The sequence below is a fragment of the Phormidesmis sp. 146-20 genome, from assembly GCF_052939475.1.
Map to the genome: position 1 here is coordinate 50,599 of NZ_JBJPHT010000014.1, position 18,981 is coordinate 69,579.

At 47.5% G+C, this 18,981-nt stretch carries 23 protein-coding genes; 18 read left to right on the forward strand and 5 right to left on the reverse strand.

Annotated elements, in window-relative coordinates:
* Positions 1-121 precede the first annotated feature (121 nt).
* A complete protein-coding gene (locus tag ACKFKH_RS13605; RefSeq protein WP_446858846.1) occupies positions 122-1,321 on the reverse strand; it encodes a DUF2252 domain-containing protein in 1,200 nt (399 codons plus the stop codon).
* 63 nt (positions 1,322-1,384) lie between these two features.
* Here ACKFKH_RS13605 and ACKFKH_RS13610 point away from each other — a divergent pair, with 63 nt between their 5' ends.
* The 10 genes from ACKFKH_RS13610 to leuD all read left to right on the forward strand — a co-directional run bounded on the left by ACKFKH_RS13610 (position 1,385) and on the right by leuD (position 8,975).
* Positions 1,385-1,828 carry a hypothetical protein gene (locus tag ACKFKH_RS13610; protein WP_446858847.1) on the forward strand — a complete coding sequence of 148 codons (444 nt, stop codon included), beginning with the start codon at positions 1,385-1,387 and terminating at the stop codon, positions 1,826-1,828.
* A 158-nt stretch (positions 1,829-1,986) separates the two neighbouring features.
* Positions 1,987-3,480: a signal recognition particle protein gene (gene ffh, locus ACKFKH_RS13615; protein WP_446858848.1), complete on the forward strand. Its 1,494-nt coding sequence runs from the start codon at positions 1,987-1,989 to the stop codon at positions 3,478-3,480.
* A gap of 172 nt (positions 3,481-3,652) precedes the next feature.
* Entirely contained in the window at positions 3,653-3,940 is a 288-nt protein-coding gene (rpsP, locus tag ACKFKH_RS13620) for a 30S ribosomal protein S16 (protein ID WP_446858849.1), read from the forward strand.
* Positions 3,933-4,316 (forward strand): KH domain-containing protein, encoded by a 384-nt coding sequence (locus ACKFKH_RS13625; protein ID WP_446858850.1) that lies wholly within the window; start codon positions 3,933-3,935, stop codon positions 4,314-4,316. Before rpsP ends, ACKFKH_RS13625 begins: the two co-directional genes overlap by 8 nt.
* A 265-nt stretch (positions 4,317-4,581) precedes the next feature.
* Complete coding sequence (locus ACKFKH_RS13630; protein WP_446858851.1) at positions 4,582-5,535, forward strand: PhoH family protein; 954 nt, start codon at positions 4,582-4,584, stop codon at positions 5,533-5,535.
* Positions 5,536-5,545: 10 nt separating this feature from the next.
* Positions 5,546-6,337, forward strand: coding sequence for a class I SAM-dependent methyltransferase (locus ACKFKH_RS13635; protein ID WP_446858852.1), 792 nt, complete (start codon positions 5,546-5,548; stop codon positions 6,335-6,337).
* 137 nt (positions 6,338-6,474) lie between these two features.
* Positions 6,475-7,638 (forward strand): glycosyltransferase family 4 protein, encoded by a 1,164-nt coding sequence (locus ACKFKH_RS13640; protein WP_446858853.1) that lies wholly within the window; start codon positions 6,475-6,477, stop codon positions 7,636-7,638.
* A 95-nt stretch (positions 7,639-7,733) separates the two neighbouring features.
* Entirely contained in the window at positions 7,734-8,060 is a 327-nt protein-coding gene (locus ACKFKH_RS13645; protein WP_446858854.1) for a Uma2 family endonuclease, read from the forward strand.
* Positions 8,061-8,080: 20 nt separating this feature from the next.
* Entirely contained in the window at positions 8,081-8,293 is a 213-nt protein-coding gene (locus tag ACKFKH_RS13650) for a hypothetical protein (protein ID WP_446858855.1), read from the forward strand.
* Between the two features lie 76 nt (positions 8,294-8,369).
* A complete protein-coding gene (gene leuD, locus ACKFKH_RS13655) occupies positions 8,370-8,975 on the forward strand; it encodes a 3-isopropylmalate dehydratase small subunit (RefSeq protein WP_446858856.1) in 606 nt (201 codons plus the stop codon).
* Between the two features lie 209 nt (positions 8,976-9,184).
* Here leuD and ACKFKH_RS13660 read toward each other — a convergent pair whose 3' ends face one another.
* On the reverse strand, positions 9,185-9,667 hold the full coding sequence (locus tag ACKFKH_RS13660) for a CYTH domain-containing protein (RefSeq protein ID WP_446858857.1): 483 nt from the start codon (positions 9,665-9,667) through the stop codon (positions 9,185-9,187).
* A gap of 80 nt (positions 9,668-9,747) precedes the next feature.
* Positions 9,748-10,728 (reverse strand): carbohydrate kinase family protein, encoded by a 981-nt coding sequence (locus ACKFKH_RS13665; RefSeq protein WP_446858858.1) that lies wholly within the window; start codon positions 10,726-10,728, stop codon positions 9,748-9,750.
* 217 nt (positions 10,729-10,945) lie between these two features.
* On the opposite strand from ACKFKH_RS13665, the gene ACKFKH_RS13670 reads away from it, so the two are divergent.
* The 5 genes from ACKFKH_RS13670 to ACKFKH_RS13690 all read left to right on the forward strand — a co-directional run bounded on the left by ACKFKH_RS13670 (position 10,946) and on the right by ACKFKH_RS13690 (position 14,302).
* Positions 10,946-12,316 carry a tetratricopeptide repeat protein gene (locus tag ACKFKH_RS13670; protein ID WP_446858859.1) on the forward strand — a complete coding sequence of 457 codons (1,371 nt, stop codon included), beginning with the start codon at positions 10,946-10,948 and terminating at the stop codon, positions 12,314-12,316.
* A 20-nt stretch (positions 12,317-12,336) separates the two neighbouring features.
* Positions 12,337-12,495: a tetratricopeptide repeat protein gene (locus ACKFKH_RS13675; RefSeq protein WP_446858921.1), complete on the forward strand. Its 159-nt coding sequence runs from the start codon at positions 12,337-12,339 to the stop codon at positions 12,493-12,495.
* 51 nt (positions 12,496-12,546) lie between these two features.
* Positions 12,547-12,813 carry a hypothetical protein gene (locus ACKFKH_RS13680; RefSeq protein ID WP_446858860.1) on the forward strand — a complete coding sequence of 89 codons (267 nt, stop codon included), beginning with the start codon at positions 12,547-12,549 and terminating at the stop codon, positions 12,811-12,813.
* A gap of 292 nt (positions 12,814-13,105) precedes the next feature.
* A complete protein-coding gene (locus ACKFKH_RS13685; RefSeq protein WP_446858861.1) occupies positions 13,106-13,597 on the forward strand; it encodes a TspO/MBR family protein in 492 nt (163 codons plus the stop codon).
* 285 nt (positions 13,598-13,882) lie between these two features.
* Complete coding sequence (locus ACKFKH_RS13690) at positions 13,883-14,302, forward strand: peptidylprolyl isomerase (protein WP_446858862.1); 420 nt, start codon at positions 13,883-13,885, stop codon at positions 14,300-14,302.
* Between the two features lie 109 nt (positions 14,303-14,411).
* Here the strand turns inward: ACKFKH_RS13690 and ACKFKH_RS13695 are convergent, their stop codons facing one another.
* Both ACKFKH_RS13695 and ACKFKH_RS13700 read right to left on the reverse strand, forming a co-directional pair.
* Positions 14,412-15,335 carry a hypothetical protein gene (locus ACKFKH_RS13695; RefSeq protein ID WP_446858863.1) on the reverse strand — a complete coding sequence of 308 codons (924 nt, stop codon included), beginning with the start codon at positions 15,333-15,335 and terminating at the stop codon, positions 14,412-14,414.
* A 304-nt stretch (positions 15,336-15,639) separates the two neighbouring features.
* Positions 15,640-16,341 carry a M15 family metallopeptidase gene (locus tag ACKFKH_RS13700; protein ID WP_446858864.1) on the reverse strand — a complete coding sequence of 234 codons (702 nt, stop codon included), beginning with the start codon at positions 16,339-16,341 and terminating at the stop codon, positions 15,640-15,642.
* 86 nt (positions 16,342-16,427) lie between these two features.
* Here ACKFKH_RS13700 and ACKFKH_RS13705 point away from each other — a divergent pair, with 86 nt between their 5' ends.
* From ACKFKH_RS13705 to ACKFKH_RS13715, 3 genes are all read left to right on the forward strand, one after another.
* Complete coding sequence (locus ACKFKH_RS13705; protein WP_446858865.1) at positions 16,428-17,159, forward strand: prolipoprotein diacylglyceryl transferase; 732 nt, start codon at positions 16,428-16,430, stop codon at positions 17,157-17,159.
* An 81-nt stretch (positions 17,160-17,240) separates the two neighbouring features.
* Entirely contained in the window at positions 17,241-18,665 is a 1,425-nt protein-coding gene (locus ACKFKH_RS13710) for a radical SAM protein (protein WP_446858866.1), read from the forward strand.
* Positions 18,665-18,979 (forward strand): hypothetical protein, encoded by a 315-nt coding sequence (locus ACKFKH_RS13715; protein WP_446858867.1) that lies wholly within the window; start codon positions 18,665-18,667, stop codon positions 18,977-18,979. Before ACKFKH_RS13710 ends, ACKFKH_RS13715 begins: the two co-directional genes overlap by 1 nt.
* The last annotated feature ends 2 nt before the right edge of the window (positions 18,980-18,981 follow it).

An 18,981-nucleotide genomic window follows, 5' to 3' on the forward strand; every position in this document is an offset into this window, starting at 1 on the left:
TATGGTGTCTTTCTGCCCCCCAACCCCCCAATTCTGGGGGACTTTAAGATAAATTTTCGGTTCAAGGTTTCAGAAAGATTAAGGAGAAGTATTTCATCGAATTCAGGCGAACTGCACCGCTTCAAATTTGCTGGTCGAAAGTGTCTCGGAAAACGATGTAGTCTGCTTCAACTTGGGCGGCGTAGGAGCGAACGTAATCTAATACAACGCTGTGCCAGTTGGGAGCATCTTGGGCAAAGGCGATTAGATCGTCAGCGATCGCTGATCCTTGTCGGCCTCCACTGCGTAACTGTCCCCAGGCGGTGACTTCTGCCATTGTTTGCATGACTCGCTGAAGGCGTTTGATTTTGCCATTCCAGGCGGTGAGATCGACGCGATCGGCGGTCGGTTGGAGTTCTCGCAGCACATAGGATTTGCCGTCTAGCGGTAAGGGGTTGAGCAAGGCGGGCGGTGATTCTTGAAAGCGATGCTGAATGCTGGTGATTCGGTCTGCTTCATTGCTCCAGTTGGGTTGGGGAATCTGGAGATGGGGATGGAGTGAGGACGATCGCGCCGCCTTCAAATCTAGCAAATAGTTGGCGTGAGGTGATCCGTTGCCTTCGACCAGAATGATGTAGCGATCGAGTCCCAGACTTCCCGTTCCTGCAATGCGATGGGCGACATCCAACACGTTGAAAAATTGGGGATTCTTCTGAGTCGTTGCCCAAGTGTGGATTAGATCGGTGACCTGCGATCGCGCTTCAGACGTGACCGGAGTGGTTTTCTCTGGAATTAATTTCAGCTTGCGCTGTTTGCCTTTAAGGTCAGTACGATCGGCGAGAAAGGACTTGCGATCGCGCAGTTTCAACCGATTGAGCAAGTCAGCCACTAACCCTTTAGCGGTTTCACGATGAATGGTGCGATCTTTACCTGTAGCGAGGGCAGCGGTGTAGCTTTCTAGAAAATAATTGCAGAGTCCCTGGGCTTCTTCGTCGCTGATATCCAAAGTATGCGCGCCGACCAAAACGCTGGTGAGAAATCTGGTTACATCCCACGTACAGGGCGCTAGAGCCGATTCGTCGAAGTCGTTGAGGTCAAAATAAACAAGGCGATCGTCTCCTTTGTAGCTGCCAAAATTTTGCAGATGTAGATCGCCACAACTCCAGACCGGGGGAGCATTATTGATCGCAGCGTCCGCAGGCAAATCTTGATAAAACAGATGGCAAGTGCCCCGCAAAAAAACGAACGCATTCGTGGCCATCGATTGATATTTGAGCTTGAGCAGCTCTGGGTTGCGCCCCTGGTTGAAGGCTTGAATCTGAGCAACGATATCTCTGGTCATGAAAAAGTCCTGAAATTGCTTGCAAGAATTGATTAACTGATCACTCTACGCTTTGCTAACGCTATGAACCGATCTCTGCGGGCCATTACGATCGTCGCCATCAGTCTATTCTCTGTTACCTTACCCGATGGAGTTCGAGATAGAGTCCGGGCGCAAAGCAGTCCGCCACAGAGCGCACTTGACAAGCTAACAGACCACTACTTCTACAGAGTTAATGTTGGGCTGAGGCGCAAGATTCGATCTGGTGATTCTATTTATATCCAGGAGTGGCAAGCGATTCAAATTAGGCTAAAAGGGAACTTGATTGAAAATGGAGACTGTGGCGATGGCAAGGTTACCTTTCAGTGGGTATTGCCCATTCGTCTGCTAGACAGTGTTGCAGATGGGGTGCTTTATAGTCGTTATCCCAATCTTAAAGGGCGCAAGATTCGAGGAGACGAGACGAGCTTGATCAGCGAATGGAACTCAATTCGTCAGGCAATCTCTGAGGTGCATCAGTGTTATTGAGCGCGATTGATACGCCTGATCCTGTGGAGGCTGTTCAAACATCTTTCAAGTTTCGGCAGCGATCGAGCAGAACACGCTAATCTAAATAAATGAGCATTTTTTACGGTTGCTCTATCGTATTCTTCTGAAAAAGCCGATCGCCTGCCCCTACTTGAATTATGTTTGACGCTCTCGCCGACCGCTTAGAACAAGCCTGGACAAAGATTCGAGGTCAAGACAAAATCTCGGAATCCAATGTAAAAGACGCTTTGCGGGAAGTTCGTCGTGCTTTGCTCGAAGCCGATGTCAATCTACAAGTCGTCAAAGATTTTGTCGCTGAAGTGGAGCAAAAAGCCCTCGGCGCACAGGTGATTTCGGGCGTTCGTCCTGATCAGCAGTTTATCGAAATCGTCTACAACGAACTGGTCGAGGTGATGGGGGAGGCGAACGTTCCCCTGGCTGAGGCGACGACCAAACCGACGATCGTTCTCATGGCAGGTCTGCAAGGAACTGGAAAAACCACCGCCACCGCCAAACTTGCTCTGTATTTGAAGAAAGAAGAATTCAAAACGCTATTGGTGGCAACGGATGTCTACCGACCCGCGGCGATCGATCAGCTTGTCGCATTAGGGAAACAAATCAACATTCCCGTTTTTGAATTGGGCAAAGATGCTAACCCCGTCGAGATTGCGCGTCAGGGGGTCGAACGAGCCAGAGCAGAAGGCTTTGACTTTGTAATCATTGACACGGCGGGGCGGCTCCAAATTGATGAATCGATGATGGGCGAACTCGCTCAAATCAAAGAAACCATTCAGCCCCACGAAACGCTGTTAGTCGTCGATGCGATGACGGGGCAAGAAGCCGCTAACCTGACGCGCACTTTTCATGAGCAGATTGGCATCACGGGCGCAATTCTCACCAAGATGGATGGGGATACCCGCGGTGGTGCGGCCCTGTCAGTGAGACGAATTTCTGGGCAGCCGATCAAATTTATTGGGGTTGGCGAAAAGGTTGATGCGTTGCAGCCGTTTTATCCCGATCGCATGGCTTCCCGTATTCTTGGCATGGGCGACGTACTGACGCTAGTCGAAAAAGCCCGCGAAGAAGTCGATTTTGCCGAAGCCGAGAAAATGCAGGAGAAAATTCTCTCTGCCAAGTTTGACTTTACCGACTTTCTCAAACAGACTCGCTTACTCAAAAATCTGGGATCTTTGGGCGGCGTTCTCAAAATGATCCCCGGTATGAACAAACTGAGCAGCGAACAACTCCAGCAAGGAGAAACGCAGCTTAAAAAAGCAGAAGCGATGATCGGCTCGATGACTGTGCAAGAGCGCAAAGATCCCGATCTGTTGGCTAGTTCTCCCAGTCGTCGTCGTCGGGTCGCTAAAGGATCGGGCTTTGGGGAGAAAGATGTCAGCGATCTGGTGAGCAACTTCCAAAAAATGCGGAACATGATGCAGCAGATGGGTCAGGGCAACTTTTCTGGAATGCCCGGAATGCCTGGGATGGGCGGCGGAATGCCCGGAATGGGCGGCGGAATGCCTGGAATGGGTGGTGGCAATCCCTACGGCCAGGCCCCTCCTCCCGGCTGGCGCGGCTATCCTGCAATGGGCAACCCTGGCAAAAAGAAGAAAAACAAAGACAAGAAAAAGAAAGGATTTGGCAATCTGTAGCGACCCCTTGCGGGTAACTCGAAGAGATCGCTTCCCTCAAATTAAGAAACCGCGATCGGGCTGTGATAATATGGATAGTCCATGATCTTTCCAGTGCAGATTATCGAATTGCCCCAAGCGAACCGTTAATCGACTCTCAACTTAGTAATTCACAGGAGTTCACTTTCTTAGCATGATCAAACTGCGATTAAAACGATATGGCAAAAAGCGCGAAGTCAGCTACCGGATCGTAGCCGCGCAAAGCACCACCCGACGCGACGGTAGACCCCTTGCGGAGCTTGGCTTTTATAACCCCAGAACCGATGAAACTCGGCTGAATGTCCCCGCAATTTTGGATTGGATCAGCAAAGGCGCACAACCGACTGAAACCGTCCGGAGCATTCTCAGAAGAGAAAACGTCTTTGCGACCGCAAGCAGTGAGCCAGTGAGTGAACCCGTCAGTGAGCAGGTCAGTGGCTGATAATTCTTCTATTCATCCTGACTATGCGGGGCTGGTCACGTTTTTGGTGAAGCCCTTTTTGGAGACACCAGAGTCTCTCAGAGTAGACTGCGAAGTTGTGGCAAATCGATCGCGGGTTTGGGTTCGGTTGGCGTTTGACGGGTCGGACAAAGGGCGTGTGTTTGGTCGCGGTGGGCGCAATATTCAGGCGATTCGATCGGTGCTAGAAGGTGTGGCAAAGGCGGCAGGCTATTCTGCTGTTTTAGATATTTTTGGCAGTCAGAGCGATCGAGAGTCTGACTCTGAAAGGCCTTCAGTCGGGTCACGCGGCGAAACTCCGTCTCGATCAACGCCTCCCAGAAGTGTGCCAAAACCTCGCCCCAAGCTGAGTGAGTAAACGCTGCTTGAAGTCGATCGACGTTCGCAAGGGCGCAACCTATAAGAATTGAAAGAAGGCACCTGAAATGTCTACATTAAGACAGGAATTCGGGTGTCTTTAACGTTTTAATTTCCGGTTTGAAGGGTTAGTACCTCATTAAGAGAGGGATGAGGGGTGAGAAAACTGCTGTCATCGGTTCAGAGATGTTAGTATTCCTCACTTCATTCCTGACAGACTAGTAGTCTGAGTTCCTATTGTCGATTACAAAACTTTTAGAATCTGCATGGTAGACACTTTAACCGTCCAATTGCCCAGTATTGAAAGCGCGATCGCTCTCTCAGGAACCCAGGAAGATAACCTGAAGACGTTGGCTCGTCAAACAGGAGCAGCGCTGGTTTTGCGGGGTCAAGAGTTGCTGATTTCTGGAACTGCTAATCAAGTGGAGTTGTGCCATCGGTTGATTCAGGCGCTTAAGGATTATTGGACTCAGGGCAAGCCGATTACCAACGTTGATATTCTCACGGCTCGTCAGGCATTGGATACCGATCGCGAAGACGAACTGCAAGACCTTCAGCGAGATATGCTGGCGCGGACTCGACGCGGAGATGCGATCAGAGCGAAGACATTTCGGCAGCGGCAATATATTCAAGCGGTGCGGACGCATGATTTGACGTTTTGTATTGGGCCAGCAGGAACAGGAAAAACCTATCTAGCGGCGGTTTTGGCGGTTCAGGCACTATTGGCTAATGAATACGAACGGTTGATTTTGACTCGTCCGGCGGTCGAAGCGGGAGAAAAGTTGGGCTTTTTGCCAGGAGACTTGCAGCAGAAGGTCAATCCTTATCTGCGACCGCTGTATGATGCGCTGTATGAATTTGTCGATCCTGAAAAAATTGCAGGCTTGATGGAGCGAGGTGTAATCGAAGTGGCTCCGATCGCTTACATGCGAGGCCGCACTTTAAACAACGCCTTTGTGATCATTGACGAAGCACAAAATACAACGCCAGCGCAAATGAAAATGTTACTAACGCGCATCGGGTTTAAATCCAAAATGGTCGTAACGGGCGATTTGACACAGACTGACTTGCCCTACAATCAAACATCAGGGTTGGGAATGGCAGAACGAATCTTACGATCGGTGGATGGCGTAGCGTTTTGCAATCTCTCAAAGGCAGATGTGGTGCGTCATCCACTGGTGCAGAAAATCGTGGAAGCTTACGAAAAGTTTGAGAGTTAGACGGTAAATTATGGATGCGTACAAACAGCGAGTTGCCAACTTCTACAATTCCAGAACTGACTACGATAATGAGGTGACTCGCGAACGGGCCCTGCGTCTGATCAACTATGCGCCCCCTCAGCCTGGACAGCAGATTTTAGATGTAGCCACTGGGACAGGAACCGTGGCGATCGCGGCTTCTCAAATCGTGGGTGCTGATGGACATGTGATTGGGATTGACATCGCTACGAATCTGCTGAATCTAGCAAAACAGAAATCAGTTGAGTTACAGAATATTGAATGGATTGAAACGGACGCTGAGACCATCGAATTTGCACCGGATCAATTCGACGGTATTTATTGTTCATATGCGATCGTACTGCTTGCTGATATTCCGTTAGCGTTACAAAAATGGTTTCGTTATCTAAAATCACACGGGGTTTTAGCATTCACCAGTTTTTCTGAAACGTCCTTTCTCACGCCTGCAATTAGTCAGGCCTGTGACCGCTGTGGTATTTCCCTTCCCAATCTCCATATTCCACTTGGAACGCCTGAAAGAATTCGTCAACTACTGGGTGAAATAGGGTTCCATGCGGTTGAAATTCATACCGAGCAACGAGGAACTTACCGGAGTCTTGAGGATGCTAAAAGTCGTTGGAATGGTCAATTTTGGCTACATCCAGACGATCCATTCGTAGCGCTAGAGTCAGATCGCATTCAACAGCTTAAACATGAATTTGATGCGATCGTCGAAACTCTCGTCACTGATCAGGGCGTGTGGGATGAAGCCACGACCTTTTTTGTGGTTGCTTACAAGCTTTAATGAAATTTTAGTGCAGTCTATGTGGTTCTTGTCCAACTGTTAGCAGATCCCTGTATAACTTCAGATAAGTAGGAGGTTCTAAAACGGCGGTTGCATTATAAAGGTTGCACGATAAAGCTTGCACTAAAGGTTGCACTATGAAAACGAAGATTTTCTTGGTTTGTTCTGGCTTGGGGAATGTGCAGCGAGGCTACGAATCCTTTGCGCGAGAATGCTTTGATGAACTGTCTAAAGAATCGTCGATCGACATCACGCTATTTAAAGGCGGCGGATCGGCGGCAAAAAAAGAAATTTCCTTGTGGAACATTCCTCGCAAAAGCTGGATTGGCATTCAATTAGGGAGACTTGTTTTGGCGATCGGAGAACGGGTAAGAGGACGACGCAACTACGACGCATACTACGTTGAGCAGGCAGCCTTTACCCTGAGTCTTTTGCCCCATATTCAACGCCACAAGCCGGACATCATTTACTTTAGCGACGATAGCATTGGCAACTTTTTGGGCGTTTGGCGGCGATTAACGAAGCAATCTTACAAGTTGATCTTTTGTGATGGCGGGCCGATGTCTCCGGCTGCTCCTCGCTGTGATCACGTTCAACGGTTAGCGCCTGCCCATTTTCAACGCGCTCTCGATCATGGTGTGCCTGCTGATACGCAAACGCTGCTTCCTTTGGGGTTCAATATTTCCCGTGATTTGTGTCTGCTGACGGCGACCGAAAAAACAACATTACGCCAGCAGTTAAATCTGCCTACTGATCGTCCTTTGGTGCTGTCTGTCGGAACCATCGATCGCTCCCACAAGCGCATGGATTATGTGATTCAAGAAGTCGCAAGCCTGCCTGAGCCACGTCCTTATTTGCTATTAATGGGGCAACAGTCCTCAGAATCCGTCGAAGTCATTCAGCTTGGAAAGCGTCTGCTAGGCGACAATTTTGAGGTGAGAACGGTGGCGTTGAGTGAGATTGATCACTACTACAAAGTTGCAGATTGTTTTGTGCTGGCTTCGGTGTCAGAGGGCTTTGGGCGAGTGCTGGTTGAGTCGATGGCGTATGGCTTACCTTGTTTGGCGCACGACTATGAAGTGACACAGTTTGTCGTTGGTAAGGAAGGCTATTTAGCTGATTTTAGTCAACGTGGAATGCTTGCCCAACAAATCACTCAAGTATTAGCAAACCAGGATTTTGAGCAGTGCGACCCCTTGCAGGTAACTCGGAGCGACCGCCGTCATCAAAGCGTTTACGATCGCTTCTCCTGGGATACGCTGCGTCCAAAGTACCTGGAAATGTTTAATAAAGTGCTGTGATGCAGAGTTGAACGATAGAAATAAGAACAGTAATGAAGCAGAATTAGCAGTCTATTGACACGGATCAAAAGCAAAAAAAGATTGGTGAATGACATTTGAGAGATACAGAGGGTGATGTTCAGTGTGAGTATCTGATCTACGCTCGCACATCTTTGAGAGGTTATTTTCGGGAGCGATCGGATGTCTCCTACAAAACCTGGGAAGAAGGAGACAAACCGCCCGACTTTGTTCTAGAAATCACGTCAAAATCAACCCGCAGTAACGATCAGGGCGCAAAAAAAGGAATCTATGCATTCTTGGGCGTTCGCGAATATTTTCAATATGATCCCACAGGTGACTATCTCGTTCCTCAACTACAAGGATTATGGCTTGACGAAGTAATTACTATCCCATTCCGTCTAGCGTTGTTGAAGGTGATGTAATTTCTATTCACAGTGACACTTTGGGGTTAGATTTGCGCGTCAATTCTAGTGGTGAACTTCGCTTTTATGATCCAACAACGGGTCAAAAACTGATGGCGCATGAAGAGTTAGATCAGGCACTTCGAGAGACAGAAGAACGGGCAAATCAGGAAGCGGCGGCTCGACAAGAAATGGCAGCGCGTTTGGCAGAAATGGAGGCGAAATTACAAGAGCTACAGGGAGATAGTCCCTAAGTTTGCAGTTCTAACAAATGCTAAAAGTGAGAAACTAAAAGTGAGAAAATAGACAAATTGCAGCAAAGAGTGGATTATGGTTAGCGAAGTGAAGACAGTTTCAGGGCGTGGGATTCCGCTGGTGGGCAACGACATTGACACCGATCGCATCATTCCCGCTCGATTTTTGCGTTCTGTAACCTTTGATGGGTTGGGTGCAGCGGTGTTTATTGACGATCGCACTCAGGCAAACGGTCAGCATCCCTTTGATCTGCCGCAGTATCAAGGCGCTAAGATTTTGGTCGTGAATGGAAACTTTGGCTGTGGCTCTAGTCGAGAACATGCACCACAAGCGATTGCTAAATGGGGCATTCGGGCGATTGTAGGTGAGAGTTTTGCCGAAATCTTTTTTGGAAACTGTGTGGCGATGGGTATTCCCTGTGTGACGGCTGATTCCAGCGTGACGAAGCAGCTACAAGAAATTCTCACTGACAATCCGCAGGCTGAAATTAAGGTGGATTTGGAAACATTACAGGTGACGAGCGGCGAATTTGAGGGCGCGATCGCAATGGGTGACGGAGCGCGAATGATGCTGACTTCTGGAACGTGGGATCCTTGCGGTCAGCTAGTCGCTCAGAAAGATCAAATCCAGAAAACGGCTGCTAACCTGCCTTATGTGACCTGGAGTAAAATAGCGGTTTAAGAGGGATGAGGGAGAATTCCGCTTCGCGAGAGGGAGAACTTCGATGATCTGTTCCCCCTTTGGGGTAATCCGCTGCGCGAGAAGGGATGAGGGATGAGGCAAAATAGACTTGTTTGTGAGTTTTGGTAAGGTGGTAAAGAAAAAATAATTGCCTTCTGGAAGTGTTTCTGCAACTCCTGAGCAGATTGCCGTGTGTGGGCGATTGCGCTTTAATCAGATGCTTTTATTGACCAGCGGCTAAAGGGATGTTTTGATAAGTTGGAATTGTAGTAGCGCGGATCGTGGGAAACGTCTTCGCCAATCCAGTCGGGAAGGTCGATCGCTTGTTCTGCATTCTGTAATTCGACTTCAGCAATGATCAATCCCTGGTTTTCTCCTAAGAATTCATCGACTTCCCAAACTAAGTTTCCTAAACTGATCTTATAGCGATATTTTTCGATTATCGGAGGTTCGCAGAGTGTGTTTAACAGTTCATTCGCATCAGTGATCGAAATCTCATATTCAAATTCTGCTCTAGCGATTCCTTTGGTATCTCCTTTGATGGTTAAGAATCCTTGATCCCCAGCCACGCGAATTCTCACCGTTCTTCCCGGTTGACTGATGATGTAGCCCTGACGGTACAACACTCCGGTGGCTAGTGTGCGCCAGCGATCGTTCTTGACTAAAAACTTTCGTTCAATTTCAACAGCCATACTCAAATGACGAGAGATAAATTATTACTGACAATCTTTAAGTTAAACAGTGATTTCTGCTTTTTGCCTCATTCATCCCTTTATTTACCTTGCATATACAAAAACGCATCGACTTCTGCGGCAGTGGGTTGGGCATCGATCGCACCCGATCGAGTGGTCGTCAACGCACCCGCAGCACTGGCATACGCAACGACTTGTCTCGCAACCTCTGGATCACTCAAATTGTGAATGCCTCGCTGACAAAGCTGATGAACAAACCCCGCTACAAAACTGTCTCCGGCTCCCGTAGTTTCTTCGACATCGATTTCAAAAGCGGGAATTTTGCCTTCGTTGTCGCCCAGACAGTAAGCAGCACCCTGTTCGCCAGCCGTGACTAATACGCCTTCTAGCGTACCAATCCGATGAGCGATCGCGCCCGGATCGGTTGTGTCAAACAGCCATTGGGCTTCTTCGTCGGCTAGTTTGAGAAAGTCAACTCGCTTGATCAATTCGTGAATCATTGGCGGGGCCGCGTTTTGATCTGACCAGAAGACGGGTCGCCAATTGACATCTAAAACCACTTTGACAAAAAATTGTTCTGCCAGTTCTAGTGCACGCGCGATCGCGGCTCGACTGTCAAAATACGCGAGTTCTAATGTGCCCAAAACTAGAAAGTCGGCTGATTCAAATAATGCAGAAGGCAACTGACTCGCTTGGAGATGCGTGTCTGCAAATTCTGCTGAGTTGCGCTGGTCTCCGAAGGCCACAAAACTACGATCGCCTGTTTCCGATCGCAACACCATGACCGTTCTAGTTGGCGCAGTCGGATGATACTGAATGCCCGTCGTGTCTACCGGAATTGAATTAAGCAACTCGACCAGCGATCGCCCCATTTCATCCTGTCCTACACAGCCGACAAACGCTGAAGGAGTCCCTAATTTTGGCAATGCACAAGCCACATTTGCCGGAGCGCCTCCCGGATATGATGTCCAAGAATTGACGGCTTCGAGCGATCGACCGGGCTGATTGGAGATGCGATCGAACAAGATTTCGCCTAGACAAATGACACGGGGATGAGTCACGGCAGTTCCTTTGCGAATAGTATTTTTATACTGTGCAACTTACTTATACAGAAGGATGAATCTTACGATCGAATTTGCTGGATTGATTTAACAAACGCCCCTCTCATAAGGTAGATTTCTCAAAAGTTTCTTGAGCCTACGAGAAATCACACAGATCTTCTATTTCTCGGTGGTAAAATTTTTCTCGATAGGTTGTCTTTGAATCGGCGAAGAACTCATGTTTCAAAAGCTCACGGTCTCAGTGCTGTTGGTCGGTCTGCAATTGGGGTTGATTCCCGGTCTTCTCTCGGCTGCCCCAAGGCCGCGTCGATCGCCTGCTGCCCTGCCGCCTTCGAGACTCTTCATTCCTGCTAGTTCTCTTTGTACTTCCTTGATGCGCCCGATTCGTCCTCTGAGTCTTCTCTCTTATCGAATGCCATCGCTTTTGGCAAATTCTGCGGACGAACCTTTGGCATCTGTTGCGGTGCAGTATGCTGCGATCGCGCAAGTCGATAGAGCGTTGGGGGTGATCACTTCAGTCAAAGATCCGTTTTTGAAGGCGACAAAGCTGGTCGAAATTGCGAATCTTCAACCGCCGCAAGCAGCCCGTTCTACGTTGGCTCTGGCGCTCAAAACGGCTCGATCGCTCAAAAATAATTATGACTACGACCAGGCGATGATTGAGATCGCTCAGGGCTATGTGACGGCGGGTGACTTTAAGACGGCGATGCAGTTGGCACGATCGCTCAAAGAGAATGCTTCGAGGGTAGAGGCTTTGACCCAAGTTGCACTCAAATCGGCTGCGGTGGGGCAATCCGATCAGGCAAGGCAAGCCATTCTAACGATTTCGGGCCGTGATGCTCAGGAGACAGCAATGAATCAATTGGCGCTCCAGTACGCTAAGGCAGGGGACTATGAGCAAGCCTTTAGAGTCAGTCGATCGCAGCGTGACGGTGCTCATCGTAGTACGTTGTCAGATCTGATGTGGGCAGCTTTGGATTCTGGTAAAACAAGCCAGTTTGCTCAGTTGATTGAGTTGGAACGTGATGATTGTGCGAGATACGAAGCGGCGGAAAGTGCAGCACGAGGGCGGCTATTTTTGGATAAGTCTGCCAGTTCTGATCAAGTCAAGCAGCGGTTGTCTTTGGCAGTGACGATCGCTCAGAGCATTCAAGACTCTAATCTTAAGGAGAATGTGTTGGCGACGATCGCGGCTGAATCTGCCAAACAAGGTCAAATCGAATCGGCACTACAAATTAGCCAAACGTTACCAGACGGGTCTCGTAAAGATCAGGCATTGGTTGAGATTGCGCGACACTACCTCAAGCTCAATCAGCCTGATACAGCGTTAAAGATTGCAAATACAATCAAGACTTCTACGCTTCTAGCGACGCTTCTTCCTGAGATTGCCAAGCGCTACACCCAAGCCGGACAACCCGAAAAAGCCTCTCCTCTCCTCTCACAAGCATTAGACCTCGCCAAATCAATCAACGCCTCCCCATTCGCGTCTCCCATTCCCTCACCTCGCATTCCCTCATTTCCTACCAATCCAATCATCTCTCCCATCCCCCCTGCCCCGTCGCTCCGAGAGTCCCCGCCCCTCAGATAGCCCCGATCAGCTTATGAAATCTGGCAGTTCTCTACGACAGCCTGAATCGACTGGATGAAGCAAAGCCCCTAATACCCAGAACCGTCGCAATTTTTGATCGTACCCTCGGACAGGATCATCCCCACGCCACAAGTGCCCATCAATGGTGGCAAGCCATTCACAACCCCAAACATCCATAAACTCTCAAACACGGCTGATACACTAAAAACATCCCTTACTGGTTCAAACTGATGGACTTCTACACCCTCGTCTTGAGACAAAGCGCAGGCCATTGGGTCGCCCTATGTCTCGAAAATGGCATCGTTGGGCAGGGAGACACTCAAGACACCGCCATTCAAAAGCTCAAAGCAGCGATCGACTCCCTTCAAATGGTCGATGAGTCAGACAAAGATATTTACTCAGAACCCGTCTCCATCAGAGCATTGCATGAGTTTCTAAACATCGGCTCTCAAGAACCAACCTCAGAAACTTATGAATTACGGGCTGTCTATGCCTAAAAACATCCCTTCACTCTACTGTTGAACCGTTGAAGACCAGAAAAGGATTGTCCCGATCGATATCGGTGCAGGTGAAATGTCTCCAGCTTATGTATTGAGAATCTTCAGACAATTTGGTTTCACAGACAAGGAAATCGAAGAACTGCTGGCCTAATGCTGTTTGGTTTTTGCAAATTGAATTGCGGATCAAAAGCGTCCTCTAGAAGCATCAAGAGACGAGAACGATCGCTCTCAAGATTGATGATCACGCTAGAAGAACTCTGACACAATAACGCTGGGTGGCAAAAAAATGATGTCGTCTGTTCTTTTTGGGCTGAGAATTATGATCAAGTCGTGGATGGTCATCGGACTCGTAACGTTTTTGGTGGCGTTGGGCGGTAGTCTTCTCAGTCCCAAAGATATCAAATGGTTCAATCGCTTGCGCCGCCCTCGCTGGCTGACGTTTGAGAAGCTGATTCCTGTGATTTGGACGATTGTCTTCATTTGCGGTGCATGGTCAGCTTACAGTGTGTGGGAGCAGACTCAAAGCTGGCCCTTAATGGCGTATTATCTGCTGGTTGAGATTGCAATTATTCTCTATTCCCCGGTCATGTTCCGAACGCGCAGTTTGAAAGTAGGCACCTTCATTGGGGGATTAGGGTTTTTGCTGGGAATCCCGCTCACGCTTCTCGTATGGCAAGTTTCAGGCTGGGCTGCTTTGTTGTTAGTGCCTTATTTATTGTGGAGTCCGATCGGCACCTACACGACCTGGGAAATGAGCAAACTCAATCCTGAATCTGCTTGAGAAAACATGAATTTGATCTGGTTTTTTCTGCTTCGTTGTACAACGCTTCTGCCCCCCAACCCCCCAATCTGGGGGACTTTAAGAGGAGAGGAATTTGGAGGCAATCCAAATCTGTAATCAAAACGGAAGCTTCCTCTAATTGATATTAAGAAAGTATTGAGAAGCCTAACTCATCCGCTCATCCTTCCTCGCGCAGCGGAACGCCGTTTTCCCTCATCTCTCCTTAACGCTGTAGGATCAGAAAGTGCAGCTGTAGGATCAGAAAGTGCAAAAAAGGAGCAACATATGACTCGCGCAATCATGGAAACGGACAAGGGCACTATTCATATCGACATGTTCGATGCAGATGCTCCCAACACGGTTCAGAATTTCGTCGATCTGTCCAACAAGGGCTTTTACGACGGGCTTAATTTTCATCGGGTCATTCCCAATTTTATGATTCAAGGTGGCTGTCCTCAAGGCACGGGATCGGGTGGCCCTGGCTATGAAATCAACTGTGAAATCAACAAAAACAAGCATGTGGCGGGTACGTTGTCGATGGCTCACGCAGGACGCAACACAGGCGGCAGTCAATTTTTTATCTGCCATTCGCCCCAGCCTCATCTAGACGGAAAACACACCACCTTTGGGCAAACACAGGATATGAATGTCGTGAATGCAATTCGTCAAGGTGACAAAATTATCTCAGTGAAGATCGAAGCCTAAGAGACGCTTGGGTTTTGGAGGATGAGTTAAACCGCAGATCTCACCTTTCAGAACCCAAAGCTAATCTCCCAAACGCTAACAGCTCTCACCATTTGGTGATCCACCCATGCTAAAAACCACGCTTCAAGGCGGATTCGCATTCCTGGTAGATCAGGAAGACGCGATCGAACCCCTGCCACCTGAGCCACATTCCGAACTTTGCTAAAACCTTAGCATTCAGAGTTGTTCCAGTCTTTTCCAAAAACAGCCCTATCAACGGTGCAGCAGCTTTAAAGACTAGGAGAACGAACTGCTTCGGAAGATTAAACTGTTTGAGCCGCATTAGCTTCTCATCGACCGAGGTTTTCAGCCGTTTTGTGCGCCAAACTTTGATCAATTCCCTTGCTTTCATCGGATTCCCCTGGGTGGTCTGGTAAGCAATCAGGGTTTTATATTCCAACGCATCCAGCGGATGGAATCCTTCTCCTGATCGGGGGTATAGAACAATTTCATTGTTGTCGTTCAGGTGTCCGCCATAAATTCTGTCATTCACCCGCCATTCATGCTCAACCTTGAGGTGCCGAATAGCACGAATGTTGATGCAGCAAAGAAATGTGACGATCGCGGGTGCTAAATACAAAGCGATGACTAAATTGACTACCTGCCAACCTAAATTCAAAGCCGCGCTGCCACTGTGCGTTCCATAAGCATAAAGCGTCGAGGTAGCTGTCACAAAGAAGACAATGTTGAAGATAGCAGAAGAAACTCTAACTCTCCTCTCCCCGATAAACTGATAAACGCGCCTGATTACCCAAGTCGCAAAAAAAATACAGCAGCCGCAAACTAGTAGATAAACGAATAACGCTCCACCGAAATTCAAAGAGGTGTTACTCCCTGGTAGCAGGGTCATCAAAGTCAAGACGAGTGCTAACGCAACTATAATTCTGATGTTGAGTGCAGAGAGTAAGTAAACAGGAATATAGAGTAACTCTTTGTAGCGTGCTGTTCCGGACTCTATTGCTTTTACATCAACATCTACATCGACTCCAGGCACAATGATTGTGTTCTGAAAGCGCACGTAGTCTAGGGTTAGTCCTGATTCGATCTTGCCTTGATATCGACGAGCGTAAAAGTGCCGACTGTTGGGTCTTTTGAAACTGAGTATCTTGTCTTGCATAGTTCAGGAATGAATCTCGATTTCTGTTTAGAGAGAATAACTTTCTTAGAGAGAAAGATTGCAGTCCAGTTTTAGCCTCCCTCACGAAGAATTAAAATAAACAAGGTGTTTTCTTGACTAAATCTTTAATATTTTCTGCGGGTTTTACGGGGTTAATGCAAAAGGCGCTTGTTCAACGTTCTCAAACTCGCCCATATTTGGCGGTCAATGGTCGGGTTGAGGTGTCTTGACCCATCAGCCATGCCCAAATCTGATCGCCGTAAGAGAAATGCCACCATTCATTCCAGTGTTGTTTGAATCCAGACGTGAGCATTACTTTCTCAAGCAGTTGGCGATGTTGATGATATTGTTGTTCTTTATAGTCAGTACTATTTGCAAAATGATTGGGGTGCGATCGCTCCGAGATTTCATCGATCGCTGAACCCAGGTCGATCGTGTCTCCTAATTCATCAATTAAAGTAATATCGATCGCGGCTCCCGTGCTATGAGGCGGTGGCATTGTGGGATCAAGGTTTGGGACTGCCCAGAATTGATAGACTTGCTGAAAAATTTCTTGACGCTGCTCATCAGTCAGGCTGGCTGGATCTAAACTTCTGGATTGCACAAGTTCTAAAAAAGTGTAATTCACCATGAATTGTTGAACCGCAACCGGACGGTAAGCATCAAAAATTTGAAGTTGCCAACCAGGATAGATTTTTTGCAGCATTTTTTGAGCCGTGAGCAAGCGATCGACCACTCCCTGACGCAGATAAAAGGGCGATTTTTCTCCATAAGGCGCACCCAATTTTTGATAAGGATGAGGCGACACAAGCGAGAAATTAGCTGGAATCGCAACTAGAGGTTCGCCGCACTCTACGATCGCAATTTGCTGATAAGGTTTCATAGAAAGCATAAAAGAGTGTGACAAGTCGGCTGCTTTTGGGGCTGAGTCGCGTATAGTTTAGCAGTCTTCTGTCATTCAAAATCAGCGTGAATTTTCCTGTTTATATCTGGGGTATTCATCCACATTTTTTGTTTGAGACGATCGCTTACAGTGTCGCTCTGCGTCTCAGTTTGCGAAATTTTCGGAAGGACATTATTCCCGCTACTCAAAGAAGTTCGATCGTCGTCGGTGGATTAGTCGGTGCATTAATCGGCGCAAAGCTGCTCGTCATTTTGCAACACATTGATTTATTTTGGCAACATCAAGAACAATTCTGGTTACTGTTGCTACAGGGTAAAACGGTGGTGGGTGCGCTGATTGGTGCAGTAGCAGGCGTTGAACTGATCAAGAAAATTATCGGGGTCAAGCAATCGACTGGAGATGCCTTCGTTTATCCGTTGATTTTGGGAACGGCGATCGGGCGCATCGGCTGTTTTTTAACTGGGTTAAGTGATCAAACCTATGGCACTCCCACCTTGCTCCCGTGGGGCTTTGACTTTGGAGATGGGATTCTCCGTCATCCCACTCAGTTATACGAGATTGCATTTCTATTTGCGTTGTTAATATTTTTGAAGTGGCGATCTCGCTTCCTATCAGAATCCGGTGATTTGTTCAAGTTTTATATGATCGCTTATTTAAGCTTTCGCTTTCTCATTGACTTCATCAAACCTGATTTCCATCCCGTTCTCAACCTGAGCGCCATTCAAATCGCCTGTCTATTCGCTCTCTTACACTACCGAGCCACGATTCCCAAGTTATTCCAATTCTCAAAACTATAACCTCTCTCATCCCTCATCCCTCATCCCTCATCCCTCATCCCTCATCCCTCATCCCTCATCCCTTATCCCTCATCCCTCATCATGCCTACTCGCCCCTACCTCTTCTACGCTTTAACCAATAGTGTTTGCTCGAAGTGTTTAACGAAAGTCGAAGCAAAAATTATTTTCAGAGATGAGAATGTTTATTTAGTCAAACACTGTCTGATTCACGGTCAAGAAGAAGTTTTAATTGCTGACGACATTGACTATTACAAACAGTGTCAAGAGTTTATTAAACCAGGAGATATGCCGCGCAAATTCAATACACCAATCCGGTATGGCTGTCCTTATGATTGTGGGCTATGTCCTGATCATGAACAGCATAGTTGTTTGACCTTGGTGGAAGTGAGCGATCGCTGTAATCTTTCTTGTCCGATCTGTTATGCAGACTCCGGGGCTGAAGAGTTTTCCTCTGCGAATCAACCGCGTCAACATCGCAGTCTACAACAAATTGAACAAATGCTAGACAACGTGGTTGCGAATGAAGGAGAACCGGATATTGTACAAATTAGCGGTGGTGAACCGACGATTCATCCAGAGTTTTTTGAAATTCTAGAAATCGTTAAGCGCAAGCCCATTAAACACTTGATGATTAATACCAATGGCGTGAGAATTGCGACCGATCGTGCCTTTTGTGAACGCCTCAGTCAATACATGCCGGGTATCGAAATCTACTTGCAGTTTGATAGTTTTGAAGCACAAGCCTTGAAAGAATTGCGAGGAGCAGACTTAAGAAATATTCGCGAGAAAGCGATCGCTAACCTCAATGAATTCAAGATTTCAACCACGTTGGTCGTCACGCTTAAAAAAGGATTGAATGATCACGAGATTGGCAAGATTATTGAATACGGACTACAACAGCGATGTGTGAGAGGTGTCACCTTTCAGCCCATTCAAGCCGCTGGAAGACTGAAGGATTTTGACCCGAAGCGCGATCGCTACACCTTGACCGAGGTTCGTCGTGCCATTTTAGAACAAAGTCCTCATTTTCAGCCCAAAGATTTGCTGCCTGTTCCTTGTCATCCGGACTGTTTGGCACTGGCATACGCGCTAAAAGTTAACGGTAAAGTGATTCCTTTAACTGGGTTACTCGACCCTACAGCGTTTTTAGAAGTGATGCCAAACTCAGTTTTATATGAACAAAATGAAGACCTGAAAAAACAGATTTTCAAACTTTTTTCAACCAGTCATTCTCCAAGTTCTTCGGCGACAACTTTAAGACAGCTTTTGTGTTGTTTACCGATGCTGCCAGTGCCGTCAGGAATTACCTATGAGAATGTGTTTCGAGTGATTATTATGCAGTTTCTAGATCCGTTTAACTTTGACGTGCGATCGGTCAAGCGTTCCTGTATTCACATTGCTCACCCTGACGGTAGAATCATTCCTTTTGATACTTACAATATGTTTTACCGCGAAGGAAGTGTAGGTTATCCTCTCGTCTCAAATCGGCTTCAGGAGCAAGTGTAATGTCACAACAAAGCGAATTGAGAGATATTGTTGGAGGCGTTTTTCTGGCATTTGGACTCAACATTCTAGCAGTTATTTTCTTTGTAGGAATGGCAGGGCTGTTTACAAACCTTCAACTCCCTTCAATTCCAATTATTTTTGTGTACTTGACCTTTGGAATCGGATTATCTCAGTTAATTTATATTGTTCCGATCGCCGTTCGATTTGCAAGAAGACAACAATGGGGACGCATGAAAGGCGTGATCATCGGTGCAGTAATCACAGCTTTATTGAATGGAAGCTGCTTCTATATTATTGGAGGAATGCGTTTCTAAAA

Coding starts and splice junctions, on each gene's coding strand:
- ACKFKH_RS13690 (WP_446858862.1), top strand. CDS start 13,883: ATGACTCGCGCAATCATGGAAACGGACAAGGGCACTATTCATATCGAC.
- ACKFKH_RS13635 (WP_446858852.1), top strand. CDS start 5,546: ATGGATGCGTACAAACAGCGAGTTGCCAACTTCTACAATTCCAGAACT.
- ACKFKH_RS13715 (WP_446858867.1), top strand. CDS start 18,665: ATGTCACAACAAAGCGAATTGAGAGATATTGTTGGAGGCGTTTTTCTG.
- ACKFKH_RS13610 (WP_446858847.1), top strand. CDS start 1,385: ATGAACCGATCTCTGCGGGCCATTACGATCGTCGCCATCAGTCTATTC.
- ACKFKH_RS13700 (WP_446858864.1), bottom strand. CDS start 16,341: ATGAAACCTTATCAGCAAATTGCGATCGTAGAGTGCGGCGAACCTCTA.
- ACKFKH_RS13605 (WP_446858846.1), bottom strand. CDS start 1,321: ATGACCAGAGATATCGTTGCTCAGATTCAAGCCTTCAACCAGGGGCGC.
- ACKFKH_RS13670 (WP_446858859.1), top strand. CDS start 10,946: ATGTTTCAAAAGCTCACGGTCTCAGTGCTGTTGGTCGGTCTGCAATTG.
- ACKFKH_RS13660 (WP_446858857.1), bottom strand. CDS start 9,667: ATGGCTGTTGAAATTGAACGAAAGTTTTTAGTCAAGAACGATCGCTGG.
- ffh (WP_446858848.1), top strand. CDS start 1,987: ATGTTTGACGCTCTCGCCGACCGCTTAGAACAAGCCTGGACAAAGATT.
- ACKFKH_RS13640 (WP_446858853.1), top strand. CDS start 6,475: ATGAAAACGAAGATTTTCTTGGTTTGTTCTGGCTTGGGGAATGTGCAG.
- ACKFKH_RS13710 (WP_446858866.1), top strand. CDS start 17,241: ATGCCTACTCGCCCCTACCTCTTCTACGCTTTAACCAATAGTGTTTGC.
- leuD (WP_446858856.1), top strand. CDS start 8,370: ATGGTTAGCGAAGTGAAGACAGTTTCAGGGCGTGGGATTCCGCTGGTG.
- ACKFKH_RS13680 (WP_446858860.1), top strand. CDS start 12,547: ATGGACTTCTACACCCTCGTCTTGAGACAAAGCGCAGGCCATTGGGTC.
- rpsP (WP_446858849.1), top strand. CDS start 3,653: ATGATCAAACTGCGATTAAAACGATATGGCAAAAAGCGCGAAGTCAGC.
- ACKFKH_RS13630 (WP_446858851.1), top strand. CDS start 4,582: ATGGTAGACACTTTAACCGTCCAATTGCCCAGTATTGAAAGCGCGATC.
- ACKFKH_RS13685 (WP_446858861.1), top strand. CDS start 13,106: ATGTCGTCTGTTCTTTTTGGGCTGAGAATTATGATCAAGTCGTGGATG.